The organism is Rhizobium sp. M10, assembly GCF_002531955.1.
Taxonomy (GTDB): Bacteria; Pseudomonadota; Alphaproteobacteria; order Rhizobiales; family Rhizobiaceae; genus Rhizobium; species Rhizobium etli_C.
This window is the reverse complement of the sequence record NZ_NWTA01000009.1, coordinates 26,606-45,886: the sequence shown is the minus strand read 5'-3', so window position 1 is coordinate 45,886 and position 19,281 is coordinate 26,606. Positions and strand designations below refer to the sequence as shown.

The 19,281-nt window shown below is 62.6% G+C and carries 20 protein-coding genes; 14 read left to right on the top strand and 6 right to left on the bottom strand.

The features are described from left to right. Positions 1 to 503: 503 nt before the first annotated feature. From CO671_RS16280 to CO671_RS16255, 6 genes are all read left to right on the top strand, one after another. On the top strand, positions 504 to 866 hold the full coding sequence (locus CO671_RS16280; RefSeq protein WP_010029847.1) for a septal ring lytic transglycosylase RlpA family protein: 363 nt from the start codon (positions 504 to 506) through the stop codon (positions 864 to 866). Positions 867 to 1,090: 224 nt separating this feature from the next. Then, the gene (locus tag CO671_RS16275; RefSeq protein ID WP_097606787.1) at positions 1,091 to 2,380 is read left to right on the top strand and encodes an RsmB/NOP family class I SAM-dependent RNA methyltransferase; all 1,290 of its coding nucleotides are present in this window, start codon (positions 1,091 to 1,093) and stop codon (positions 2,378 to 2,380) included. Between the two features lie 272 nt (positions 2,381 to 2,652). After that, on the top strand, positions 2,653 to 3,927 hold the full coding sequence (locus tag CO671_RS16270) for an imelysin family protein (RefSeq protein WP_097606960.1): 1,275 nt from the start codon (positions 2,653 to 2,655) through the stop codon (positions 3,925 to 3,927). A gap of 47 nt (positions 3,928 to 3,974) precedes the next feature. Beyond that, a complete protein-coding gene (locus tag CO671_RS16265; protein ID WP_245424988.1) occupies positions 3,975 to 5,708 on the top strand; it encodes a di-heme oxidoredictase family protein in 1,734 nt (577 codons plus the stop codon). Then, positions 5,708 to 6,808 carry an imelysin family protein gene (locus CO671_RS16260; protein ID WP_097606786.1) on the top strand — a complete coding sequence of 367 codons (1,101 nt, stop codon included), beginning with the start codon at positions 5,708 to 5,710 and terminating at the stop codon, positions 6,806 to 6,808. Before CO671_RS16265 ends, CO671_RS16260 begins: the two co-directional genes overlap by 1 nt. 4 nt (positions 6,809 to 6,812) lie before the next feature. Beyond that, positions 6,813 to 7,910 (top strand): DUF1513 domain-containing protein, encoded by a 1,098-nt coding sequence (locus CO671_RS16255; protein WP_097606785.1) that lies wholly within the window; start codon positions 6,813 to 6,815, stop codon positions 7,908 to 7,910. Here CO671_RS16255 and CO671_RS16250 read toward each other — a convergent pair. Continuing rightward, a complete protein-coding gene (locus CO671_RS16250; protein WP_097606784.1) occupies positions 7,892 to 8,968 on the bottom strand; it encodes a DUF2252 family protein in 1,077 nt (358 codons plus the stop codon). The genes CO671_RS16255 and CO671_RS16250 overlap by 19 nt on opposite strands. 221 nt (positions 8,969 to 9,189) lie before the next feature. On the opposite strand from CO671_RS16250, the gene CO671_RS16245 reads away from it, so the two are divergent. The 3 genes from CO671_RS16245 (at position 9,190) to guaA (ending at position 11,950) form a co-directional block, all read left to right on the top strand. After that, a complete protein-coding gene (locus tag CO671_RS16245; RefSeq protein ID WP_010028223.1) occupies positions 9,190 to 9,639 on the top strand; it encodes a PaaI family thioesterase in 450 nt (149 codons plus the stop codon). Next, entirely contained in the window at positions 9,636 to 10,274 is a 639-nt protein-coding gene (locus tag CO671_RS16240; RefSeq protein ID WP_010028224.1) for a 5'-methylthioadenosine/S-adenosylhomocysteine nucleosidase, read from the top strand. Before CO671_RS16245 ends, CO671_RS16240 begins: the two co-directional genes overlap by 4 nt. 113 nt (positions 10,275 to 10,387) lie before the next feature. Beyond that, positions 10,388 to 11,950 (top strand): glutamine-hydrolyzing GMP synthase, encoded by a 1,563-nt coding sequence (guaA, locus tag CO671_RS16235; RefSeq protein ID WP_038686329.1) that lies wholly within the window; start codon positions 10,388 to 10,390, stop codon positions 11,948 to 11,950. A gap of 49 nt (positions 11,951 to 11,999) precedes the next feature. On the opposite strand, the gene CO671_RS16230 is transcribed toward guaA, so the two are convergent. Further along, a complete protein-coding gene (locus CO671_RS16230; protein WP_097606783.1) occupies positions 12,000 to 12,701 on the bottom strand; it encodes a YafY family protein in 702 nt (233 codons plus the stop codon). A gap of 102 nt (positions 12,702 to 12,803) precedes the next feature. Between CO671_RS16230 and CO671_RS16225 the strand changes: the two genes are divergently transcribed. Next, the gene (locus CO671_RS16225) at positions 12,804 to 13,202 is read left to right on the top strand and encodes a VOC family protein (protein WP_097606782.1); all 399 of its coding nucleotides are present in this window, start codon (positions 12,804 to 12,806) and stop codon (positions 13,200 to 13,202) included. Between the two features lie 139 nt (positions 13,203 to 13,341). Further along, positions 13,342 to 13,872, top strand: coding sequence for a dihydrofolate reductase family protein (locus CO671_RS16220; protein ID WP_097606781.1), 531 nt, complete (start codon positions 13,342 to 13,344; stop codon positions 13,870 to 13,872). 78 nt (positions 13,873 to 13,950) lie between these two features. On the opposite strand, the gene CO671_RS16215 is transcribed toward CO671_RS16220, so the two are convergent. The 3 genes from CO671_RS16215 to CO671_RS16205 all read right to left on the bottom strand — a co-directional run bounded on the left by CO671_RS16215 (position 13,951) and on the right by CO671_RS16205 (position 16,427). After that, a complete protein-coding gene (locus tag CO671_RS16215; RefSeq protein ID WP_097606780.1) occupies positions 13,951 to 14,496 on the bottom strand; it encodes a YbhB/YbcL family Raf kinase inhibitor-like protein in 546 nt (181 codons plus the stop codon). 41 nt (positions 14,497 to 14,537) lie between these two features. Next, positions 14,538 to 15,389 (bottom strand): helix-turn-helix domain-containing protein, encoded by an 852-nt coding sequence (locus tag CO671_RS16210; protein ID WP_010034350.1) that lies wholly within the window; start codon positions 15,387 to 15,389, stop codon positions 14,538 to 14,540. A 141-nt stretch (positions 15,390 to 15,530) separates the two neighbouring features. After that, positions 15,531 to 16,427 carry a LysR family transcriptional regulator gene (locus tag CO671_RS16205; protein WP_097606779.1) on the bottom strand — a complete coding sequence of 299 codons (897 nt, stop codon included), beginning with the start codon at positions 16,425 to 16,427 and terminating at the stop codon, positions 15,531 to 15,533. Positions 16,428 to 16,545: 118 nt separating this feature from the next. Between CO671_RS16205 and CO671_RS16200 the strand changes: the two genes are divergently transcribed. The 3 genes from CO671_RS16200 to CO671_RS16190 are packed head-to-tail and all read left to right on the top strand — an operon-like array spanning position 16,546 to position 18,586. Continuing rightward, the gene (locus tag CO671_RS16200; RefSeq protein WP_097606778.1) at positions 16,546 to 16,920 is read left to right on the top strand and encodes an Atu4866 domain-containing protein; all 375 of its coding nucleotides are present in this window, start codon (positions 16,546 to 16,548) and stop codon (positions 16,918 to 16,920) included. 37 nt (positions 16,921 to 16,957) lie between these two features. Beyond that, positions 16,958 to 17,809, top strand: a complete 852-nt coding sequence (locus CO671_RS16195) for an oxidoreductase (protein WP_170964992.1) — start codon at positions 16,958 to 16,960, stop codon at positions 17,807 to 17,809. Positions 17,810 to 17,851: 42 nt separating this feature from the next. Then, positions 17,852 to 18,586 (top strand): SDR family oxidoreductase, encoded by a 735-nt coding sequence (locus tag CO671_RS16190; RefSeq protein WP_097606957.1) that lies wholly within the window; start codon positions 17,852 to 17,854, stop codon positions 18,584 to 18,586. Between the two features lie 32 nt (positions 18,587 to 18,618). Here CO671_RS16190 and CO671_RS16185 read toward each other — a convergent pair whose 3' ends face one another. Continuing rightward, complete coding sequence (locus CO671_RS16185; RefSeq protein ID WP_097606777.1) at positions 18,619 to 19,182, bottom strand: methylated-DNA--[protein]-cysteine S-methyltransferase; 564 nt, start codon at positions 19,180 to 19,182, stop codon at positions 18,619 to 18,621. Between the last annotated feature and the right edge of the window lie 99 nt (positions 19,183 to 19,281).

Sequence of the window (19,281 nt, the reverse complement as noted above, 5' to 3'; positions counted from 1 at the left end):
GCGATTGGCTCGGACGTACCTTGGGGTATGCCCATCGCCAATCGCCTCTGCCCTGACGAAAACCTGCTCCGGCAGAATGCCTCAATCTAACCAGGAAAGGCTCTAGCGCCGGCGGCTCGTGCGCTCACCCAAAAGGAGTAGGAAATTCCTACTTTCCATCATCGGGCGGGAAAATTTCGCCTTATATTATGGTTAACGGCCTTTGAATTTGCCCAAATGTGGCAATAAATATGGCGAAGCCAGAAAAAAATTTTCGCGATTTTTGTGAACGACGGAACGGCGACCGCCGCTCCGGAAAATTCATTCGGATTTTAACTGATTTCATTATGTTTTTTCCACACATGGCTGATGTCAGCGATTTCCGTCATTATATCAATGCGCTCACAAATATTTCAGTCTGTAACATTCCGTGAACTGACGCGGCACTTTTTCGCCACTTTTTAACAGATTTAAGCCCCGCCGCCTGCAAGGGCGTGAGTTCAATAGTTGAGGGATACTCTGTTTTGAAGAACATACGTCGTTCTATTATCGCTGCCGTAACTATTGCAGCCTGCTCTTCCATGCTTCCGGCGGAGAGTTTTGCTGGCAATGGCTGCGGCGGTGCTTCATGGTACGCGCTTCGCTCCAAAACTGCTTCCGGGGAACGTATGAACCCCGCCATCTTGACTGCCGCACATCGTTCGCTCAAGTTCGGCACCAAGGTGAAGGTCACCAACCGCAACAATGGCCGCACCGTCGTCGTCCGCATCAATGATCGCGGACCGTTCATTCGTGGACGCGTCCTCGATCTGTCGCGCGCCGCCGCACAGAATATCGGCATGGTGAGCTCCGGCACCGCGAAGGTCTGCTACCAAGTGATCAGCTAAGGCTGACACTCGAAGTGATCAGCTAAGGCTGACACTCGAGGTGATCAGCTAAGGCTGACAGCCGAAGTGATCAGCTAAAGCTGACAGCGCCGTACAACCGGCTGCGCCCTGACCGGCGCTTGCTCTTGCCGCCAATCGCGGTTACCACGCGGTTGAAACTTGTAAACAATCCGCCCGGCCTGTGCGCGGATCGTTCACACGTCATGGCAACAGGAGATATGTGAATGCGTCTGGGCGGCCGCCTCGAAGGGGCGATTTCTGTGCTCGCGGATATCGATGCCCGCAAGCGGCCCGTCGCCGACGCGCTCAAGGACTGGGGCCTCGCGCACCGCTTTGCCGGTTCCGGCGATCGTGCGGCGATCGGCAACATCGTCTACGACGCCTTGCGCATGCGACTTTCCCATGCCTGGCTGATGGATGACGACAGCGCTGCGGCCATCGCCCACGCCGTCATGTTCCGTCAATGGGGCTTCACGCCCGATCGCCTTGCCGCCGAACTGGCGGACGACAAATTTGCGCCGCCGCCGCTTTCGGCAGACGCCGTCGCCGCTTTCGCAAGCCGCTCGCTCGACGACGCGCCGCCACATATACGCGGCGATATTCCCGAATGGATCCAACCCTCCTTCGAACGGGCCTTCGGCGCCGGCTGGCTCGCCGAGGCGCAGGCGCTCGCGGCGCGCCCGACACTCGATCTGCGCGCCAATATCCTGAAGTCCTCCCGCGACAAGGCCGTCAAGGCGCTCGAACGCGCCGGGGCACATGCTGCGAAGATCGCCCGCTACGGCATCCGGATTGCTGCCGGCGAGGGCGCCTCGCGCCTTCCCAACGTGACAGCCGAGCTTTCGTTCCAGAAAGGCTGGTTCGAAGTTCAGGACGAGGGTTCGCAGATCGTCGCCGATCTGGTGCTCGCCAAAGACGGCGAACAGATTCTCGACTATTGCGCCGGCGGCGGCGGCAAGACGCTCGCCATGGCGGCCGCCATGCAGAACAAGGGACAGGTCCACGCCTACGACGCCGACCGCAAACGGCTGGCGCCGATCATCGAACGGCTGAAGCGGGCGGGCACGCGCAATGTCCAGGTGCACGATGACGCCAGGGGCCTTTCCGGCCTTGCCGGGCGCTGCGACAAGGTGCTCGTCGACGCGCCCTGCACCGGCACCGGCACATGGCGCCGCCGCCCCGATACGAAGTGGCGGCTGACGGCGAAGAACCTCGACGAGCGCACCGCCCAGCAACAGGACGCGCTGGCGCAGGCGGGCGGCTTCGTCAAGCCGGGCGGCGAGCTGATCTATGTCACCTGCTCGGTTCTGCCTCAGGAAAACGAGGAACAGGTGCGCCGCTTCGCGGCTGACAATCCTGATTTCCAGATTGTCGGCGCCTTGCCCGCCTGGGACGCGCTCTTTGGAAGAGATGCGCCGCGTCCGCATTCCTCCGACGGCTTGACGGTGACGCTGACGCCTGCTTCCACCGACACGGACGGCTTCTTCTTCTGCCGTATGCAGCGGAAGGGCTGACGCGGCCGCCCTCGTACACAGGCTGTTTTTCAGGCAAACGTGCTGCAAAAAGCCGATTTTGCAGCAATCGCCTATCTTAAAATCATTCCAAACTAGAGCGTTTGACACCAGTTTACTTTTGCGCGAAGAGACGGAGCCGATTACAGCGCCGCGCGTCTTCAGACGCGCAAAGGACGCTGTAACATTTTTTGGATTGGCGCATCGTGCTTTCCGAAATCGATTCCGATTTCGGGCCGATGCGCTCGACGGAGGATCCGTCACAGGAGAGGATCATGAAGCTCAATAAAATCCGTGCAGCCGTGCTGGCGATCGCCCCCGCAGCCCTGCTCGCCCTTCCCGCGCATGCCGCGACCGATGCGGCGGCCGTGGTGAAACATTATGCCGATGTGGCGCATGCGAAATACGAAGACTCGCTGACGACGGCAAAGGCGCTCCACGCCGCGATCGACGCCTTTCTGAAGGCGCCGAGCGATGCGACGCTCAAGGCGGCCCGGGAGGCCTGGATCAAGGCCCGCGTCCCCTACCAGCAGACGGAAGTCTATCGCTTCGGCAATCCTGTTGTCGACGAGTGGGAAGGCAAGGTCAACGCGTGGCCGCTCGATGAAGGCCTGATCGACTATGTCGATCCCTCCTACGGCACCGAGAGCGACGAAAACTCCCTCTATGTCGCCAATGTCATTGCCAACAAGACGATCAAGATCGACGGCAAGGATGTCGACGCCTCGAAGCTGACGCCGGAATTCCTCTCCGGCACGCTTGCGGAAGCCGGCGGCATCGAAGCCAATGTCGCCACCGGCTACCACGCCATCGAATTCCTGCTCTGGGGCCAGGATCTGAACGGCACGGGACCCGGCGCCGGCAACCGCCCGGCCACCGATTACGACCTGAAGAACTGCACGCACGGCAATTGCGACCGCCGCGCCGAATATCTGAAGTCCGCCTCCACGCTGCTGGTTTCCGACCTGCAGGATATGACCGACAACTGGAAGCCGGACGGGGCTGCGACGAAGAATGTCGAAGCCGATCCGAAGGCCGGCCTCGTCGCGATCCTGACAGGCATGGGTTCGCTCTCCTACGGCGAGCTTGCCGGCGAGCGCATGAAGCTCGGCCTGCTGCTGCACGATCCTGAGGAAGAGCATGATTGCTTCTCCGACAATACCTACAACTCGCATCTCAACGACGCGATCGGCATCGCCGCTGCCTATACCGGCAACTATACCCGCGTCGACGGCACCAAGCTCACGGGCCCCTCGCTGCATGACCTCGTGGCCGCCAAGGACAAGGCGCTCGATGCCGAGATGGAAGGCAAGCTCAACAAGACGCTCGATGCGATGAACGCCATGGCCAAGCGCGGCGAGACGGTCGAGAAGTACGACCAGATGATCGGTGAGGGCAACAAGGAAGGCAACGCCGTCGTCCAGGCCGCCATCGAGGGGCTGATCGACCAGACGAAGTCGATCCAGCGCGTTATTGCCGCACTCGATCTCGGCACGGTTCAGCTTGAAGGTTCCGACAGCTTGGATAATCCTAACGCCGTCTTCAAATAAGCAAAAAGGCGGGCCGCTTCGGCTTTTGAGGCGGCCCGAACTCTGAAATGCCCTTTATCGCCTCCCTCATTCCTGTGCCCTCAGGAATCCAGCCACGGCGCGTCCGCGTCGTGAATGACCTGGTCAGGGGGGAGTCTTCCGCGCCCAAGGACTTGGGCGCACTGGATTCCTGTGACGAGCACAGGAATGAGGGAGTGGAAAGGGAAGCGCGCGTCAGCAGCGTCGAGCTTGCCGCTCGGAAAAGTCGCCTCTTCTCGAAACTCCGCATCGCCCTCCGCATCGCTGCCTTCGCCGCGCTTGCAGGCGCGCCTGTGGCTCTTGCCGCCGGTTTCGATCTGCCGGCGAAACGCACCGACCTCTCCGAAGCCGACCTGAAGCGCGTCGCCGACGTCACCCGGCCGACCAGCGATTTTTCCAAGGCCGAACAATATGAAGCGATGCAGGCGGGCGGCGCGACCTCGGTCGACCCGGTCACCGAAGACAGCTTCTCGCATATTTCGGCCAATATTCCCTTCGAGGAAGAGCAGAACTTCAAGCTCGGCAATGCGCTCTTCCGCAAGCTCTGGGTTTCCTCACCCTCCTCGACGCAGGCCTCCGATGGCCTCGGGCCGCTCTTCAACGCCCGCTCCTGCATGAGCTGCCATGTTAATGACGGCCGGGGCAAACCGCCGGAGGGCGGTCCGAGCGCCGTCTCGATGTTCCTGCGGCTCTCCCGCGCAGCCGGGACGCCGGAAGAGGAAAAGGCGATCGCGGGCGCTGACATCCTCAACTTCCCCGATCCGGTCTATGGCCATCAGCTGCAGGATCTTGCCGTTCCCGGCCTTGCCACCGAAGGCCGGATGGCGATCCGCTATGATGAGGAGACGGTAAAGCTTGGCGACGGCGAGATCGTGTCGCTGCGCCGGCCGCATTATGCGGCGACCAATCTGGCCTATGGACCGCTCGATGCTTCGACGACGATCTCGGCACGCGTCGCCCCCGCCATGATCGGCCTCGGGCTGATCGAGGCGATCCCCGAGGCCGATATCCTTGCCCGTGCCGACCCCGACGATGCCGATGGCGACGGCGTCTCCGGCAAGGCGGCGATCGTCCGCCATCATCGCAGCGGCAAAATCGCGCTCGGCCGGTTCGGCTGGAAGGCGCAGAACGCCACGGTGCGCGACCAGAATGCCGACGCCTTCGCCAATGATATCGGCATCTCCACGCCCGACCACCCCGACGCGCATGGCGATTGCACCAAGGCGGAGGAGAAATGTCTCGAAATGCCGACCGGCGTGCAGAAACGGCTGGGCGCGGAAGAAGCGCCGGGGCCCATTCTCGACCTCGTGACCTTCTATTCGGAAAATCTTGCCGTTCCGGCGCGCCGCAAGGCGAGCTTCCCCGAGACGCTGAAGGGCAAACGGATTTTCTACGAAAGCGGCTGCATTTCCTGCCATGTGCCGAAATTCGTCACGCGCCGGGATTCGCCCGGGAAGGCGCAATCCTTCCAGTTGATCTGGCCCTATTCCGACTTTCTCTTGCACGATATGGGTGACGGGCTTGCCGACGGGCAACAGGTCGGCCTTGCAAGCGGACGTGAATGGCGCACGCCACCGCTATGGGGTATAGGACTGACCCGGACTGTCAGCGGACACAGCTTTTTCCTGCATGACGGCCGTGCGCGGGATCTCACCGAGGCGATCCTCTGGCATGGCGGCGAAGCTGAAAAGGCCCGCAACGCTTTCTCCGCCCTGTCGAGAGACGACAGAGCGGCCCTGATTACATTCCTGGAGTCACTTTGATGCGCCTTTGGCACCCCCTGCTCTGCCTCACTCTGATCGGCCTCGCCACATCGGCCGCCGCCCAGACCGCCGCTCCTCCGGCAGGGCTGAACGAGGATGCCGTTCCCGCCGTCATGCAGCGCGCCGTCGACGAAGTGATCCGCCCCGGCTATCGCAACATGCAGCAATCGGCCGCCCGGCTGACGACGGCGATGAAGGATCTCTGCGACGGCGGCACGCAGCAGACGCTCGACAAGGCGAAATCGGCCTTCGACGATACGATCCGCTACTGGTCGATCATCGAGATCGTGCAGACCGGGCCCGTCATCCAGGACAATCTCTTCGAGCACATCCTGTTTTATCCCGACCGCAAGGGCGTCGGCCTGAAGCAGGTGCAGGCGCTGATCGCCAAGGCCGATCCGAAGGACGCGACGGTCGATGCGATCGCCGGCAAGAGCGTGGCGCTGCAGGGCCTGACGGCGCTGGAATACGTGCTTTACGGCAACGGCTCGGAAAATCTGGTCGGGCAGAAGGGCGGCTTCCGCTGCCTATACGGGGCCGCCGTCGCCGGCAATATCCAGCGTGAGGCCGGCGAAGTCGTCGCTGCCTGGGAAAAGCCGGACGGGGTGCAGGCGAGCTGGAAACATCCCGGCCCGCAGAGCAATGATTTCATGGACAACAAGGAAGCCGTGACCGCGCTGCTCGGCATTCTCGTCCACGGCGCCGAGAATGTCCGCGATCAGCGGCTGGAGCAGTTCTACAAGGGCAAGGACACCTCGCCGCGTCCGCGCATGGCGATCTACTGGCGCTCCAAGAACACCTGGAAATCGATGGCGGCCAATATCGACGGCCTGCGCACGCTGTGGCAGAAGGCCGGCATGGCCGAGCTCCTGCCGCCGGACAAAAAGGCGATCGCCGTCTCGATCGACGAGGACTTCAAATCGCTGCTCGACAGCGTGCCGAAGCTCAATCCCGACATCGACGCCGCCGTCAGCGATGCCGAGAAGGCCAAGCTCGACACGCTTTTGGCCGAAAGCCGTGATCTGATCACCCGGATCAGCGACGAATATGGCGCGGCCATCGGCCTTTCGGCCGGCTTTTCCTTTTCCGACGGAGACTGAAGCGATGATGCAAAGCGCCCCGATCAACCGACGCAGTTTCGTCAAGGCGGCAGGAATCGGCTTCCTGGCGAGCTTGGCGCCAAGGTCGCTGATGGCGCTCGAACGGGCCGATGCGGTCTATGCCTCGGGCATTCGCACGGCAAACGGTTCCTTTGCCATCGCGACCGTGACCGAGCGCGGCGAGATCATCGATCAGGTGGCGCTTCCCGCCCGCGCCCACGGCATGGCCTTCAGCGCCGCCACCGGCAAGACCGTCGCCTTCGCGCGCCGGCCGGGCACCTATGCGATGATCTTCGATCCACGAGATAGGGGCGAGCCGATCGTCATCAGTTCCCGCGACGACCGCCATTTCTACGGGCACGGCGCCTTCTCGCCCGATGGCCGGATCCTCTACGCCAGCGAGAATGATTTCGACGGCAATCGCGGCATGATCGGTCTCTACGACGCAACCGATCGCTTCACTCGCATCGGCGAATACGAAACCTATGGCATCGGTCCGCACGATATGACGGTTTCCGATGACGGCCGCCTTCTGATCGTCGCCAATGGCGGCATCGAGACACATCCGGATTTCGGCCGCACCAAGCTCAATCTCGGGGCGATGCAGCCGTCGCTGGCGCTGATCGATGCGGCAACCGGCGCGTTGATCGAAAAACACGTGCTGCCGGCCGAATGGTCGCAGCTGTCGACCCGCCATGTCGACCTCGACGGCGACGGCCGCATCTGGTTCGCCTGCCAGTACGAAGGCCGCCGCAAGGACCTGCCGCCGCTCGTCGGCCATTTCGCCAAGGGGGAGGATCTTTCCTTCGTCGCGCTGCCGGAGGAGACGACGCGCAGGCTCGCCAACTATGTCGGGGCGATCGCCGTCAACCGCAGCGAAGGTCTCGTCGGCATCACCTCGCCGAAAGGCGGCGCCTCGGTGACCATCGACGCAAAAACGGGCAAGGTGCTGGCCGAGAGCGCCGTTCCGGAGGCCGCCGGCATCGCGCCGGCAAGAGAGGGCTTTGCCGTCTCCTCCTATGACGGCGATTTCCTGTCGAGGCGCAGCGATGTCGCCTGGGATCAACACATCGTCCGGGTCTCTCAGCGGGCGCGCGCATAGGCCTTCTGCTCGGCGCTGACGCTCGATGCCGCGGCTCTTGCCGCCTCATGCAGCCATTCGGGTCCCCGGGCCTGCAAATCCTGCAGGATCGCTGCGGCGGCCGCCGCATCATCGGAATGGCAATTGGCGATCTCGAAGCCCATCAATTCGAGCATTGTCGGCGAAAGCAGGATCTCCGCATGCTTGTCGATCTCGATCTTGCGGCTGTTTGGCGAAAGCCGGCGCACGAGGATGCGGCCGCAGACGCGATAATGAGGATCGGCCGAGCGCGCCCGCCCGGCGGCGATTTCGCCCGCACGGATCGCCACATCAAGCGGCCTGTGGTGAAGCGACCAGGCCGACCGCACCAGCGCCTTCGCCTCGCGCAAGACCGGCCCGCCCTGCCATTCGGCATAGGCGACGAAACGCGGGCGGCCGAGGCTGCCGGTACCGGCGCTGCGCAGCTTGGCCGTGAAGGAGCCTGCCCCGGGCGGCAATGCGCCCGCAAGCGCCTCGGTATAGACTGACGGCGCCTTCTTCTTGCCTGCAGGCAGCATCTCGTATTTTTCCCAGAATTCCCGGCGTTCGGAATTCGGCAGCATCAGCGCCTTGCGCAGCCATTTGTGATCGCGTTCGAGGATGACCGGCAGCGGATTTTCAAGGCCTCTGCGATAACCGCCGAGGATCAGCTCGCCGATCATCCGAACCGAGGGACCGTTGCCGTTGCGCGCCAGGATGGCGCTTGCCGCAAGGCGAACGAGATCCAGCGCATAGGGCATGACCGCCGCATCGTCGAAATCATTGACGCCCCAGACGAGCCTGCCCTCGCTATCGCGCCAGGTGCCGAAATTCTCCAGATGCGTATCGCCGATCGCCAGCACTTCGGGCGCGCGGCCGAGCTCCGGGCAGACATCGAGGATGACCTCGCACCAGCGCCAATAGGTGGCACGCAGGAAGCCGAAATCGTCGCTGCGCATCTTCCCGTGCTTTTCCTTAAGATCGTCCTTGACGAGATCGCCGCCAAGCTCGCCGGCCAGCCAGGTCTCGAAATTCCGAACCGATTGCGATATCGTCGTCATGGCGCCGGCGCTCCCTCAATTTCGAGATAGGATGCCGGAGAATACCCGCTGAGCGCGAAGCTGCAATCGTCTTCGCAGGGCATGCGGGGCAATAGCATGGCGAAGGGTTGCGCTGGCGACACGCCTTAACGTTTCCATCGCCGTCCGGATCGATTTCAGCAATGTCCAGCTTGTCGAATCCGGCCCGCCATGCCACTTTCCCGGCTTCGAGAGGGGTAGCCATGAGCGAGACTGACAGGGGCGATTTCCGCGCGCGAATCCGCCGCAACTTTGCGCGCCAGGCGGCGATGCAGACGATCGGCGCGGAGCTGACGCGCGTCGAGCATGGCGTCGTCGAAATCGAGCTTCCCTTCGACATCAAGCTGACGCAGCAGCACGGCATCCTGCACGCCGGCATCATTTCCGCCGCGCTCGATTCGGCCTGCGGCTTTGCCGCCTACAGCGTCATCGACCCCGAAGCCTCGATCCTGACGATCGAATTCAAGGTCAATCTCATGTCGCCGGGACGCGGCGAGCGCTTCCTGTTTCGCGGCGAAATCACCAAGCCGGGCTCCACCATCATCGTCGCCGACGGGCGAGGCTACGCGATCAGCGACGGGCCGGCGAAACTTATCGCCTCCATGACCGGAACGATGATGGTCATCCGCGGCAGAGAAGGAATTACGGGATGAAGTTCGAACTGAAATCGGTCGCGGGAAAATCCATGCTGTTCGTCATGGCGGCGGAGGCCGAATACGGCCCCTTCCTGCGTTCGCGCATCGAACCCTTGATGACCGGCGTCGGCCCGGTCGAGGCGGCGGTCGCGCTGACCAAGACGCTGGCGCGGCTCGATGCCGCCGACGAGCTGCCTGATCTCGTTGTTTCCCTCGGCTCGGCCGGCTCGGCGAAACTGGAACAGACCGAAATCTATCAGGTAACCTCGGTTTCCTACCGCGACATGGACGCCTCGGCGCTCGGCTTCGAAAAGGGCAGGACTCCCTTCCTCGACCTGCCGGCGACGCTCGAGCTGCCGCTGCGCATTCCCGGCATTGCCGAGGCAAGCCTTTCCACGGGCGGCAATGTCATCTCGGGTGCTGCCTATACCGACATCGACGCCGACATGGTCGATATGGAGACCTATGCGGTGCTGCGCGCCTGCCAGGGCTACAAGCTGCCGCTGATCGGCCTGCGCGGCATTTCCGACGGCGCTGTCGAGCTGCAGCACATCTCCGGCTGGACCGAATATCTGCATATCGTCGACCGCAAGCTCTCCTACGGCGTCGACAGCCTGTTTACGGCGCTGGAAGACGGGGTTTTCTGGTTCTAAGCGGGCAAAGTGCCGCGCGTCTTATCGGACGCGGGGACAATCGGAACAATAAAAACCGGATGCCGCCGATTTCCCGGATTGCCAGGCGAAGCGCTTTTCATTAAAGCCTCGACATGACCCAGACAGCACATCCCGACTCCGTTCTCATCGTCGATTTCGGCAGCCAGGTGACCCAGCTCATCGCACGACGCGTGCGCGAGGCCGGCGTCTATTGCGAAATCGTTCCCTTCCAATCGGCCGAAGAGGGCTTCAAGCGCCTGCAGCCGAAGGCCGTGATCCTGTCCGGCAGCCCGGCTTCGACGGTGGACGAGGGATCGCCGCGGGCGCCTCAGATCATCTTCGACAGCGGCCTGCCGGTCTTCGGCATATGCTATGGCCAGCAGACGATGTGCATGCAGCTCGGCGGCAAGGTCGAAAGCGGCCATCACCGCGAATTCGGCCGCGCCTTCCTCGATGTCGACAAGGACTGCCAGCTGTTCGAGGGCCTGTGGTCCTCCGGCTCGCGCCATCAGGTCTGGATGAGCCACGGCGATCGCGTCACGGCGCTGCCCGATGGTTTCGAGGTGGTCGCCACCTCCTCCAACGCGCCCTATGCCTTCATCGCCGACGAGAAGCGCAAATATTACGGCGTGCAGTTCCACCCCGAGGTCGTGCATACGCCCGACGGCGCCAAGCTGATCGGCAACTTCATTCACAACATCGCCGGCATCAAGGGCGACTGGTCGATGTCGGCCTATCGCCAGAAGGCGGTCGACGAGATCCGCAAGCAGGTAGGCGACAAGCGCGTCATCTGCGCCCTTTCCGGTGGCGTCGACAGTTCGGTCGCCGCGCTGCTGATCCACGAGGCGGTCGGCGACCAGCTGACCTGCATCCTCGTCGACCATGGCCTGATGCGCAAGGACGAGGCGGCAAACGTCGTCGCCATGTTCCGCGAGCACTACAATCTGCATCTGCTGCACGTCGACGCCTCCGATCGCTTCATCGGCGAGCTCGAAGGCGTCAGCGACCCGGAAACCAAGCGCAAGATCATCGGCCGGCTGTTCATCGAAACCTTCGAGGAAGAAGCAAAGAAACTCGGCGGCGCCGATTTCCTCGGCCAGGGCACGCTCTATCCCGACGTGATCGAAAGCGTTTCCTTCACTGGCGGCCCGTCGGTGACGATCAAGTCGCACCACAATGTCGGCGGCCTGCCGGAGCGCATGAAGATGCAGCTCGTCGAGCCGCTGCGCGAACTCTTCAAGGACGAGGTGCGCGCGCTCGGCCGCGAACTCGGCCTGCCCGACAGCTTCATCGGCCGCCACCCCTTCCCCGGCCCCGGCCTTGCCATCCGCTGCCCCGGCGGCATCAGCCGCGAAAAGCTGGAGATCCTGCGCGAGGCCGATGCGATCTATCTCGACGAAATCCGCAAGGCCGGCCTCTACGACGCCATCTGGCAGGCCTTCGCCGTGCTGCTCCCGGTCCAGACCGTCGGCGTCATGGGCGACGGGCGCACCTATGAATTCGTCTGCGCGCTGCGCGCCGTCACCTCAGTCGACGGCATGACCGCCGATTTTTACCACTACGACATGGAATTCCTCGGCCGCGCCGCCACCCGCATCATCAACGAGGTGCGCGGCATCAACCGCGTCGTCTATGACGTCACCTCGAAGCCGCCCGGCACAATCGAGTGGGAATGAGGAATACAAGGCGGCAATAGCGTCGTTCGCGATTATTGCCGCCCGGCGATCAGTGCTCGGACCGGGAGCGTTGCTCCCCGCGCCATCTCTCCCAGCGGCGACGCAGGTCGCCCTTCCGCAGGCCGTTGGTCGCCTCCAGCACCTCGATCTTGATCATGCGATCGGTACGGAAGTGACGGAAGTCCTGCCTCAATTCGCACCAGGCAACAATCAAGCGCGTTGCTTCACCGTACCCGAGGATGACCGGCCACACGACCCGCTCGGTCTCCTCCCCGGTATCGGACCGATAGCGCAGGCGAAGCTTCCGATCTTCGCGGATCGCGCGCCGCAGTTCGCTCGTGTCGACGATGTCCGTCGGAATGATCCTGCCAGGCTTTGCTCCAACGCTTGGTTCGGCGATGTATGGACGCAGCCTTTCGGGGATAACGGCAGCGATCTTGCTCAACACGTCCTGTGCCGCTGCGGATAACACCTTATCGCCGCGTGTTGCGACCCATTGCGTCCCAAGCACGATCGCCTCGATCTCGTCGGGCGTCAGCATCAAGGGCGGCATGTCGTAGGCAGGGTCGAGCAAATAGCCGAAGCCGGCCTCTCCGACGATCGGAACCCCTTGGCCGATCAGGTCGGTGATATCGCGGTACACCGAGCGCCTCGACACTTCGATCTCCTCGGCGATTGCCGCGGCCGTCACCGGCCGGGTCGTACGGCGCAGGATCTGAATGATCTGAAATAGACGATCGGCTTTGCGCATTGCTGCTGACTCCTGTTGCCATAATGCTGGCAACAGGCCTGTGCGACAAGGCCCGCAGCGATGCCGCGCGCACGTCTGCGGCCTTCTCGAAAGGACAACGTTATGAAATTTGCCTCAATCCGGCTGATCGCCGGTGATATCAAGGCGATGGTCGGCTTCTACGAAATGGTCACCCTGCAATCGGCCGAGTGGTTGGCGCCGGTCTTCGCCGAGATCGTCACCCCTTCGGCGACACTTGCCATCGGCAGCCTGGAAACCGTTTCGCTCTTTAGGGAAGGCAGCGCCGAGGCCGGCGCCAACCGAACGGCGATCATCGAGTTCATGGTGGACGACGTCGATGCCGCATATGCCCGGCTGAAGGATAAAGTCGACCTTGTTCATGAGCCCAAGCTGATGCCGTGGGGCAACCGGTCGGTGCAGTTCCGCGATCCGGAAGGCACGCTTGTCGCGCTGTTCACGCCGTTCACCGATCCGGCAAAGAAGCGCTTTGCATCACGATAGGCGCGTCACGCAACGCGCAGCAAGCGGTTCGCCTCCGAAAAACCAATTGCAATATACAATCAGTCGATCTAACTTATGACCGATTGCGCAGACGCAATCCGACCTCATGCGGATGGACCCTTGAAGGAAAGGAGTGAGCATGGCCAAGCTCGTGTTCGGAATGAACCAATCGCTGGACGGCTACGTCGATCATACGGCGTTTGCGCCAGGTCCCATACTCTTCCGTCACTTCATCGAAGCGACGCAGCGGCAGGCGGGCAGTGTGTACGGTCGCCAGATGTACGAGATCATGCGTTACTGGGATGATGACCATCCTGAATGGGACGCGGACAGACGCGCCTTCGCGGCCGCCTGGCGGAACCAGCCGAAATGGGTCGTCTCGCGCTCGTTGAAATCGGTCGGTCCAAACGCCAGCCTTGTGGACGGCGATCTCGAGGGCGCGATCCGTAAGCTGAAGGCCGAACGCGACGGAGAGATCGAAGTCGCCGGCCCGGATTTGGCGCGAAGCCTCACCGATCTTGGCCTGATCGATGAATATGTCATCTATCTGCACCCCGTCGTGCTCGGTCACGGCAGGCCCTATTTCGCCGGACCCCGACCGCCGCTCCGCCTTATGGCCAATGACCGGATTGGCGAGGATGTGATCCGGCTGGTCTACGTTCCTGCTTGATTTCCCAAATCCCAGCAGCCGGCCGAGATTTCCTCGGCCGGCCGCGTTCCAATAGGGACAATGGCTGTGACGACGGCGTCAGCGGCCGTAGGTGACTTCAAGCGAGGCCTTGTCGAGCGTGTTCGCCCGGACATAATAGCCGACCATCGCGCCCGGCGCCGTATCGGGAAGCGGCAGCTTGTCGACCGAGAGCGCGTAGACGGTGAACTGGTAATGGTGCGGCGCATCGCCGACCGGCGGGCATGCGCCGCCATAGCCTGATGTACCGAAATCCGTACGGCCTTCCACGGCGCCCGCAGGAAGCTTCTTATCTCCGCTTGCACCGGTGGCAATCTTCGAGGCGTCTGCCGGAATGTTGAACACCGACCAATGCCACCAGCCCGAACCGGTCGGAGCATCCGGGTCGTAGACCATGACTGCGAAGCTCTTGGTTCCCTCCGGAGCACCCGACCAGGTGAGTTCCGGCGAGATGTTCTTGCCCGTGCAGCCGAAGCTGTTGAAGACCTGCGCATCGGCCATGGTCTTACCGGATGTCAGATCTTTCGAAGTGAGCTTCATTTCGGCTTGGGCGGCCGTGGCGCCAAAGACGGACGCGGCCAGAAGTGCTGCTGTTATGAGACGCATGTTGTTTTCCTGCGGTTGATGATGCGGGAAAACTACCGTTGTCACGGCAGCGCATCTGCCCCGCTATGCTCAACTTCTGCCCCGATCCGCTCAAAACGCTCAGTTCCGCCCCGCACATGGCGCGGATTGACGCCGAACCGCTCTTTGAACCGTGCCGAAAATTGCGACGGCGAATCGTAACCGACTTCGAGCGCCACCTGTGCCATCGGCAGGGTTGTGGTTTGGATGAGGGCGAGGGCGCGATTCATCCTTGTGTCGCTCAATATCTCGCTGAAACTTGTCTTTTCGGCGGCGAGCTTGCGCCGGAGCGTCGCTTCGCTCATGTTGAAGGCGCGCGCCGCGTGCCCCAGCGTCCAATCAAAGGCCGTATCACTTTCAATCATCTGCCTCAGCCGGTCCTCGAGCCGAGGACTTTCGCATCGGCCGAGCACCGCGCCGCAGAGCGCAAACCAGGTGATCAGCTCCATCAAACGCGCCTTGGCAATGGCAGCGGGAAGCCTCGTCAGATTGCCGGGCTGACAGCAATAGGCAAACAATGCCGCCGCTTCCTCCGGCAGGTTCGAGGCGCTTGCCGGGAGCGGCCGCGAGGGGACGGCGATCGAACCCATGGCGATATAGGCATCCTCGAACAGCTGTCTTGGAACAGGCAGCGCCAGGGTCTGATACTTCTGCGGCGCCTTTGGAATGTTCTCCATCGTCAACGGCCGATAGTCGGGCAGCAGCGCATAATCGCCCGCCTCAAGGCGCAAAGCCTTGTCATCCGCCATGACGATCTTCGTTCCCGATTGCACCTGGATCAGCAAGGGGCTCGTATTGACGAGACGAAAAAAGCAGGCCCGCCCACCCTGACGGATCAGAGCCCTGGTTGGAATGCGAAAGACGTCGTCCAGCATGGCTTCTCCGGCAACAGGGAGCCCCTCCCTGATCCTTGGCGTTGGGGAAATAGCAAAACCGCGTGACAGGGGCAACCTTGAGCCGGGGCGGGCGTATGCCGACAGGAGCCATCGCACCCTTCGGTCAGGGGTCGACCATATCTAACCCCTCGCGGACTTCCTGATATGATCGACCAGGGCCCGCAGCTTCAGCGGCTGCCGCTGGCGCCTGGGATAATAGAGATAGAAGCCCGGAAAGGGCGGGCAGAAATCTTCGAGCAGCGGCATGAGTTCGCCGCGGTCGATATAGGGCTGGAAGGTTTCCACCATGCCGAAGGTGATCCCGGCGCCGGCGCAGGCCATGCGGATCATCATGCCCATGTCGTTCGTCGTCACTGCGGGATCGACGGCGACGTCGAAATCACGATCATTCTCGGTGAATTCCCAGCGATAGGGCGCCGTATCCGGGCGCGGTCGCCATCCGATGCAGGCATGGTCCTGGAGTTCGCTTGGATGGCAGGGACTGCCGTGACGCTCGAGGTAGGCGGGGGACGCGGCCGCGCATTGCCGCTGCGGCTCTGAGACCGGGACCGCGATCATATCCTGCTCGATCACTTCGCCCAGACGGACAGCGGCATCGAAACCGGTTTCGACGATATCGAATTCGTCATCTGTGACGGTGATATCCAGTTTGATTTCGGGACAGGCCTGCATGAAGCCGGCGAGCAACGTGCCGGACAGAAAGCTCTCGGCGATCGAAGACACCGTGATCCTCAGCAGGCCGCTCGGGCGCGCCTGCATGTCCCGCACCGTCTGCATCGCATCCGTGACCTGCCGGACCGATGGACGAACCGCCGCGAAGAACACTTCGCCGGCTTCGGTCAGGCTGACGCTGCGCGTCGTGCGCTGGACGAGCGCGACGCCAAGACGATCCTCCAGACGCTGCAGGGATTGACTGACGGCGGAACGGGTGACGCCGAGACGCTCGCCTGCAAGGCGAAAGCTCCGCGCCTCCGCCACGGCGAGAAAGACTGAGATGCCTTCTAGATCGTCGACCATTGGTTAGAAAATCTAACCAAGTCATCGCGGATTGGCAACTTAATCACTTCAGTTCGTGTGCCTATCTTTTCTGTCGAGGCCCGCCAAAACAGCGGTCCTGACCTCGAAAGGAAGAAGGATGCAAAACATTGCCATGAGATCCGTTCTGCATTTTTGCGCCGCCGCCACCTTAGCCGGTACGGCGGTCAGCCCGGCAGCCGGAGATAGCGTCGGCGGCCGCCAATCCACGCGTCAGCAAGCAAGCGAGAATACGATGCAGCAACATCCCTATGTCGGCATGTGGGTGACCGACGACGGCCGGGTCCGCCACCAGCTTCTGCCCAACGGTCGCTATGACGAGGCCCGAGGAAACCGGGAGAGCGCCTATCGAGGCCGTTACGAAGTGGTCGGAAGCCACATCGAATACTGGGACGATACCGGCTTCACGGCCGATGGTGATTTCGTTGACGGTAACACCCTCCATCACGGCGGCATGGTGCTTCGCCGCAAATGACAAGCTCGCTCAATAAGGCTCTATCCGGCCGGAAAGGATGAGGATCATGTCTTCCACCACACCCATCTGGTTCATAACAGGCGCATCGTCCGGCCTCGGCCGGGCGCTCGCCGAGGCGGTTCTCGCCCGTGGCTGGCGCGCCGCGATGACGGCGCGCAGACCCGAGACCCTCCGGGATCTCGCAACGGAACACGGCGCCCGCGCCCTTGCTCTCGCCCTCGATGTGACGGATGGCCACTCCGTCGCCCGCGCGGTTCACGACGCCGAGGCGCATTTCGGCGCGATCGACGTCACGGTCAACAATGCCGGCTACGGTTACCTCTCGGCGATCGAAGAGGGCGAGGACGCAGAGATACGCGCCCAGTTCGAGACCAATGTCTTCGGCCTGATTGCCGTCACCAAGCATGTCCTGCCGGGCATGCGCGCGCGCCGGCGGGGGCATGTCTTCAACGTCTCGTCGCTCGGCGGGCTCGTCGCCTTCGCCGCGACCGGCTACTACCACGCCACCAAGTTCGCAGTCGAAGCCCTGTCGGAATCGCTTTCCCATGAGGTCAAGCCGCTCGGCATCAGGGTGACGATCCTCGAACCCGGTGCCTTCCGCACGGATTGGGCGGGCCGGTCGATGGTCGAATCCAGGACTCTTATCGACGATTATGCCGAAACCTCAGGCAAGCGGCGCCAGGCCACCCGTTCAATCTCCGGCAAACAGCCCGGTGATCCCACGCGTGCCGCCGCTGCCATCATATCGGCGTTCGAGGCGGAGGAGCCGCCATTGCGCCTGCTCCTCGGCGCGCCCGCCCTGAAGATTGCCCGCGAACGGCTCGATGCGCTGCGGGCAAATTTCGACGCCTGGGCGCAGACAACGCTCAGCGCCGATTTCCCCGACTGAGCCGCGCCCGAAAAAACACTCAACAGACAAATGGAGCTTGAAATGTCGAACATCGAAGGAAAGGTCATTGCCATCACCGGCGCCAGCAGCGGCATCGGCGAGGCTGCTGCAAAGGTGCTGGCTGCGGCCGGCGCCCACATCGTGATCGGCGCTCGCCGCACTGAGCGCCTGGAGAGGCTCGCCGGCGACATCGAAGCCAGGGGCGGAACGGTACGGCTGCGAAAGCTTGACGTCACCGACCGCTCCGAGGTCGAGGCCTTCGCAGGCTTTGCCAGATCCGAGTTCGGCCGGCTTGATGTCATCGTCAACAATGCCGGCCTGATGCCGCTCTCGCCGCTCGAGGCCCTGAAGGTCGATGAATGGGACCGGATGATCGACGTCAACATCAAGGGCGTGCTCTACGGCATCGCCGCGGCCCTGCCGATCATGAAGGCGCAGGGATCCGGACAGATCATCAACCTGTCTTCGATCGGCGGTCACAGCGTCTCGCCAACGGCCGCCGTCTATTGCGCGACGAAATTCGCCGTCCGTGCAATCTCGGACGGGCTGCGGCAAGAGACCGATCGCATCCGCGTGACCGTCATCTCTCCCGGCACGACGACATCGGAACTGGCCGACACGATCACCGACCCGACCGCGCGCGACGCCATGAAAGCCTTCAGGGCGATCACGATCAGCCCCGATTCTATCGCCAATTCGATCCTTTATGCCGTCAGCCAGCCTGACGATGTCGATGTCAGCGAGATCATCATCCGGCCGACGGCCAGCCCGCATTGAGCAGCCGATATCCAATTGAAATTGCCCGCCGCCTAAAACCCCAGCGACTGCTGGGCGGGCGGCGGCGGGGCGAGGTTGACGCCTTCGAGCTCCAGCATGCGGGTCTTCGAGGTCGAACCGCCGGGAGCGGAGAAGCCGCCGATCTTGCCGCCGGCCGCCAGCACCCGGTGGCAGGGAATGATCAGCGCGACAGGGTTCTTCGCCATCGCCTGGCCGACGTCGCGGGCCGCTTCCGGCCCGGCGCCGAGCTCTTTCGCCAGCGCGCCGTAGGTGGTCGTCCGGCCCCAGCCGATGCGCCTTGCCGCCGCATAAATCTCCCTGAAAAAGGCATCCTGGCCGGCAAGATCGAGTTCCACGCCAGAAAAATCCGTCTCCTCACCCTGGAAGTAGCGCTTCACTGCCGCCACGGTCTCGAGCACATCAGGCGTCGGCGCACCGGGCAAGCCATCGGGCAGCCGGCGCAGCAAGAGCCGCTCGGTTGCCTCCGCGGTTTTCGTCGGCAGCTGGAAACGGACGATGCCGGCATCGCTCCAGGCAATGCCGCAGAAACCACCCGCGGTTTCGAAGATGAGATAGTGGTGGATCGTCTGGGCCATGACACAGCCTCCGCGTTTTCGATTACACCAAAATCGTATGGGACAGGCGCTGTTTCAACCCGATTCTTGCCCATCTCGTTCTTTTTTTGTTCTTTGCTA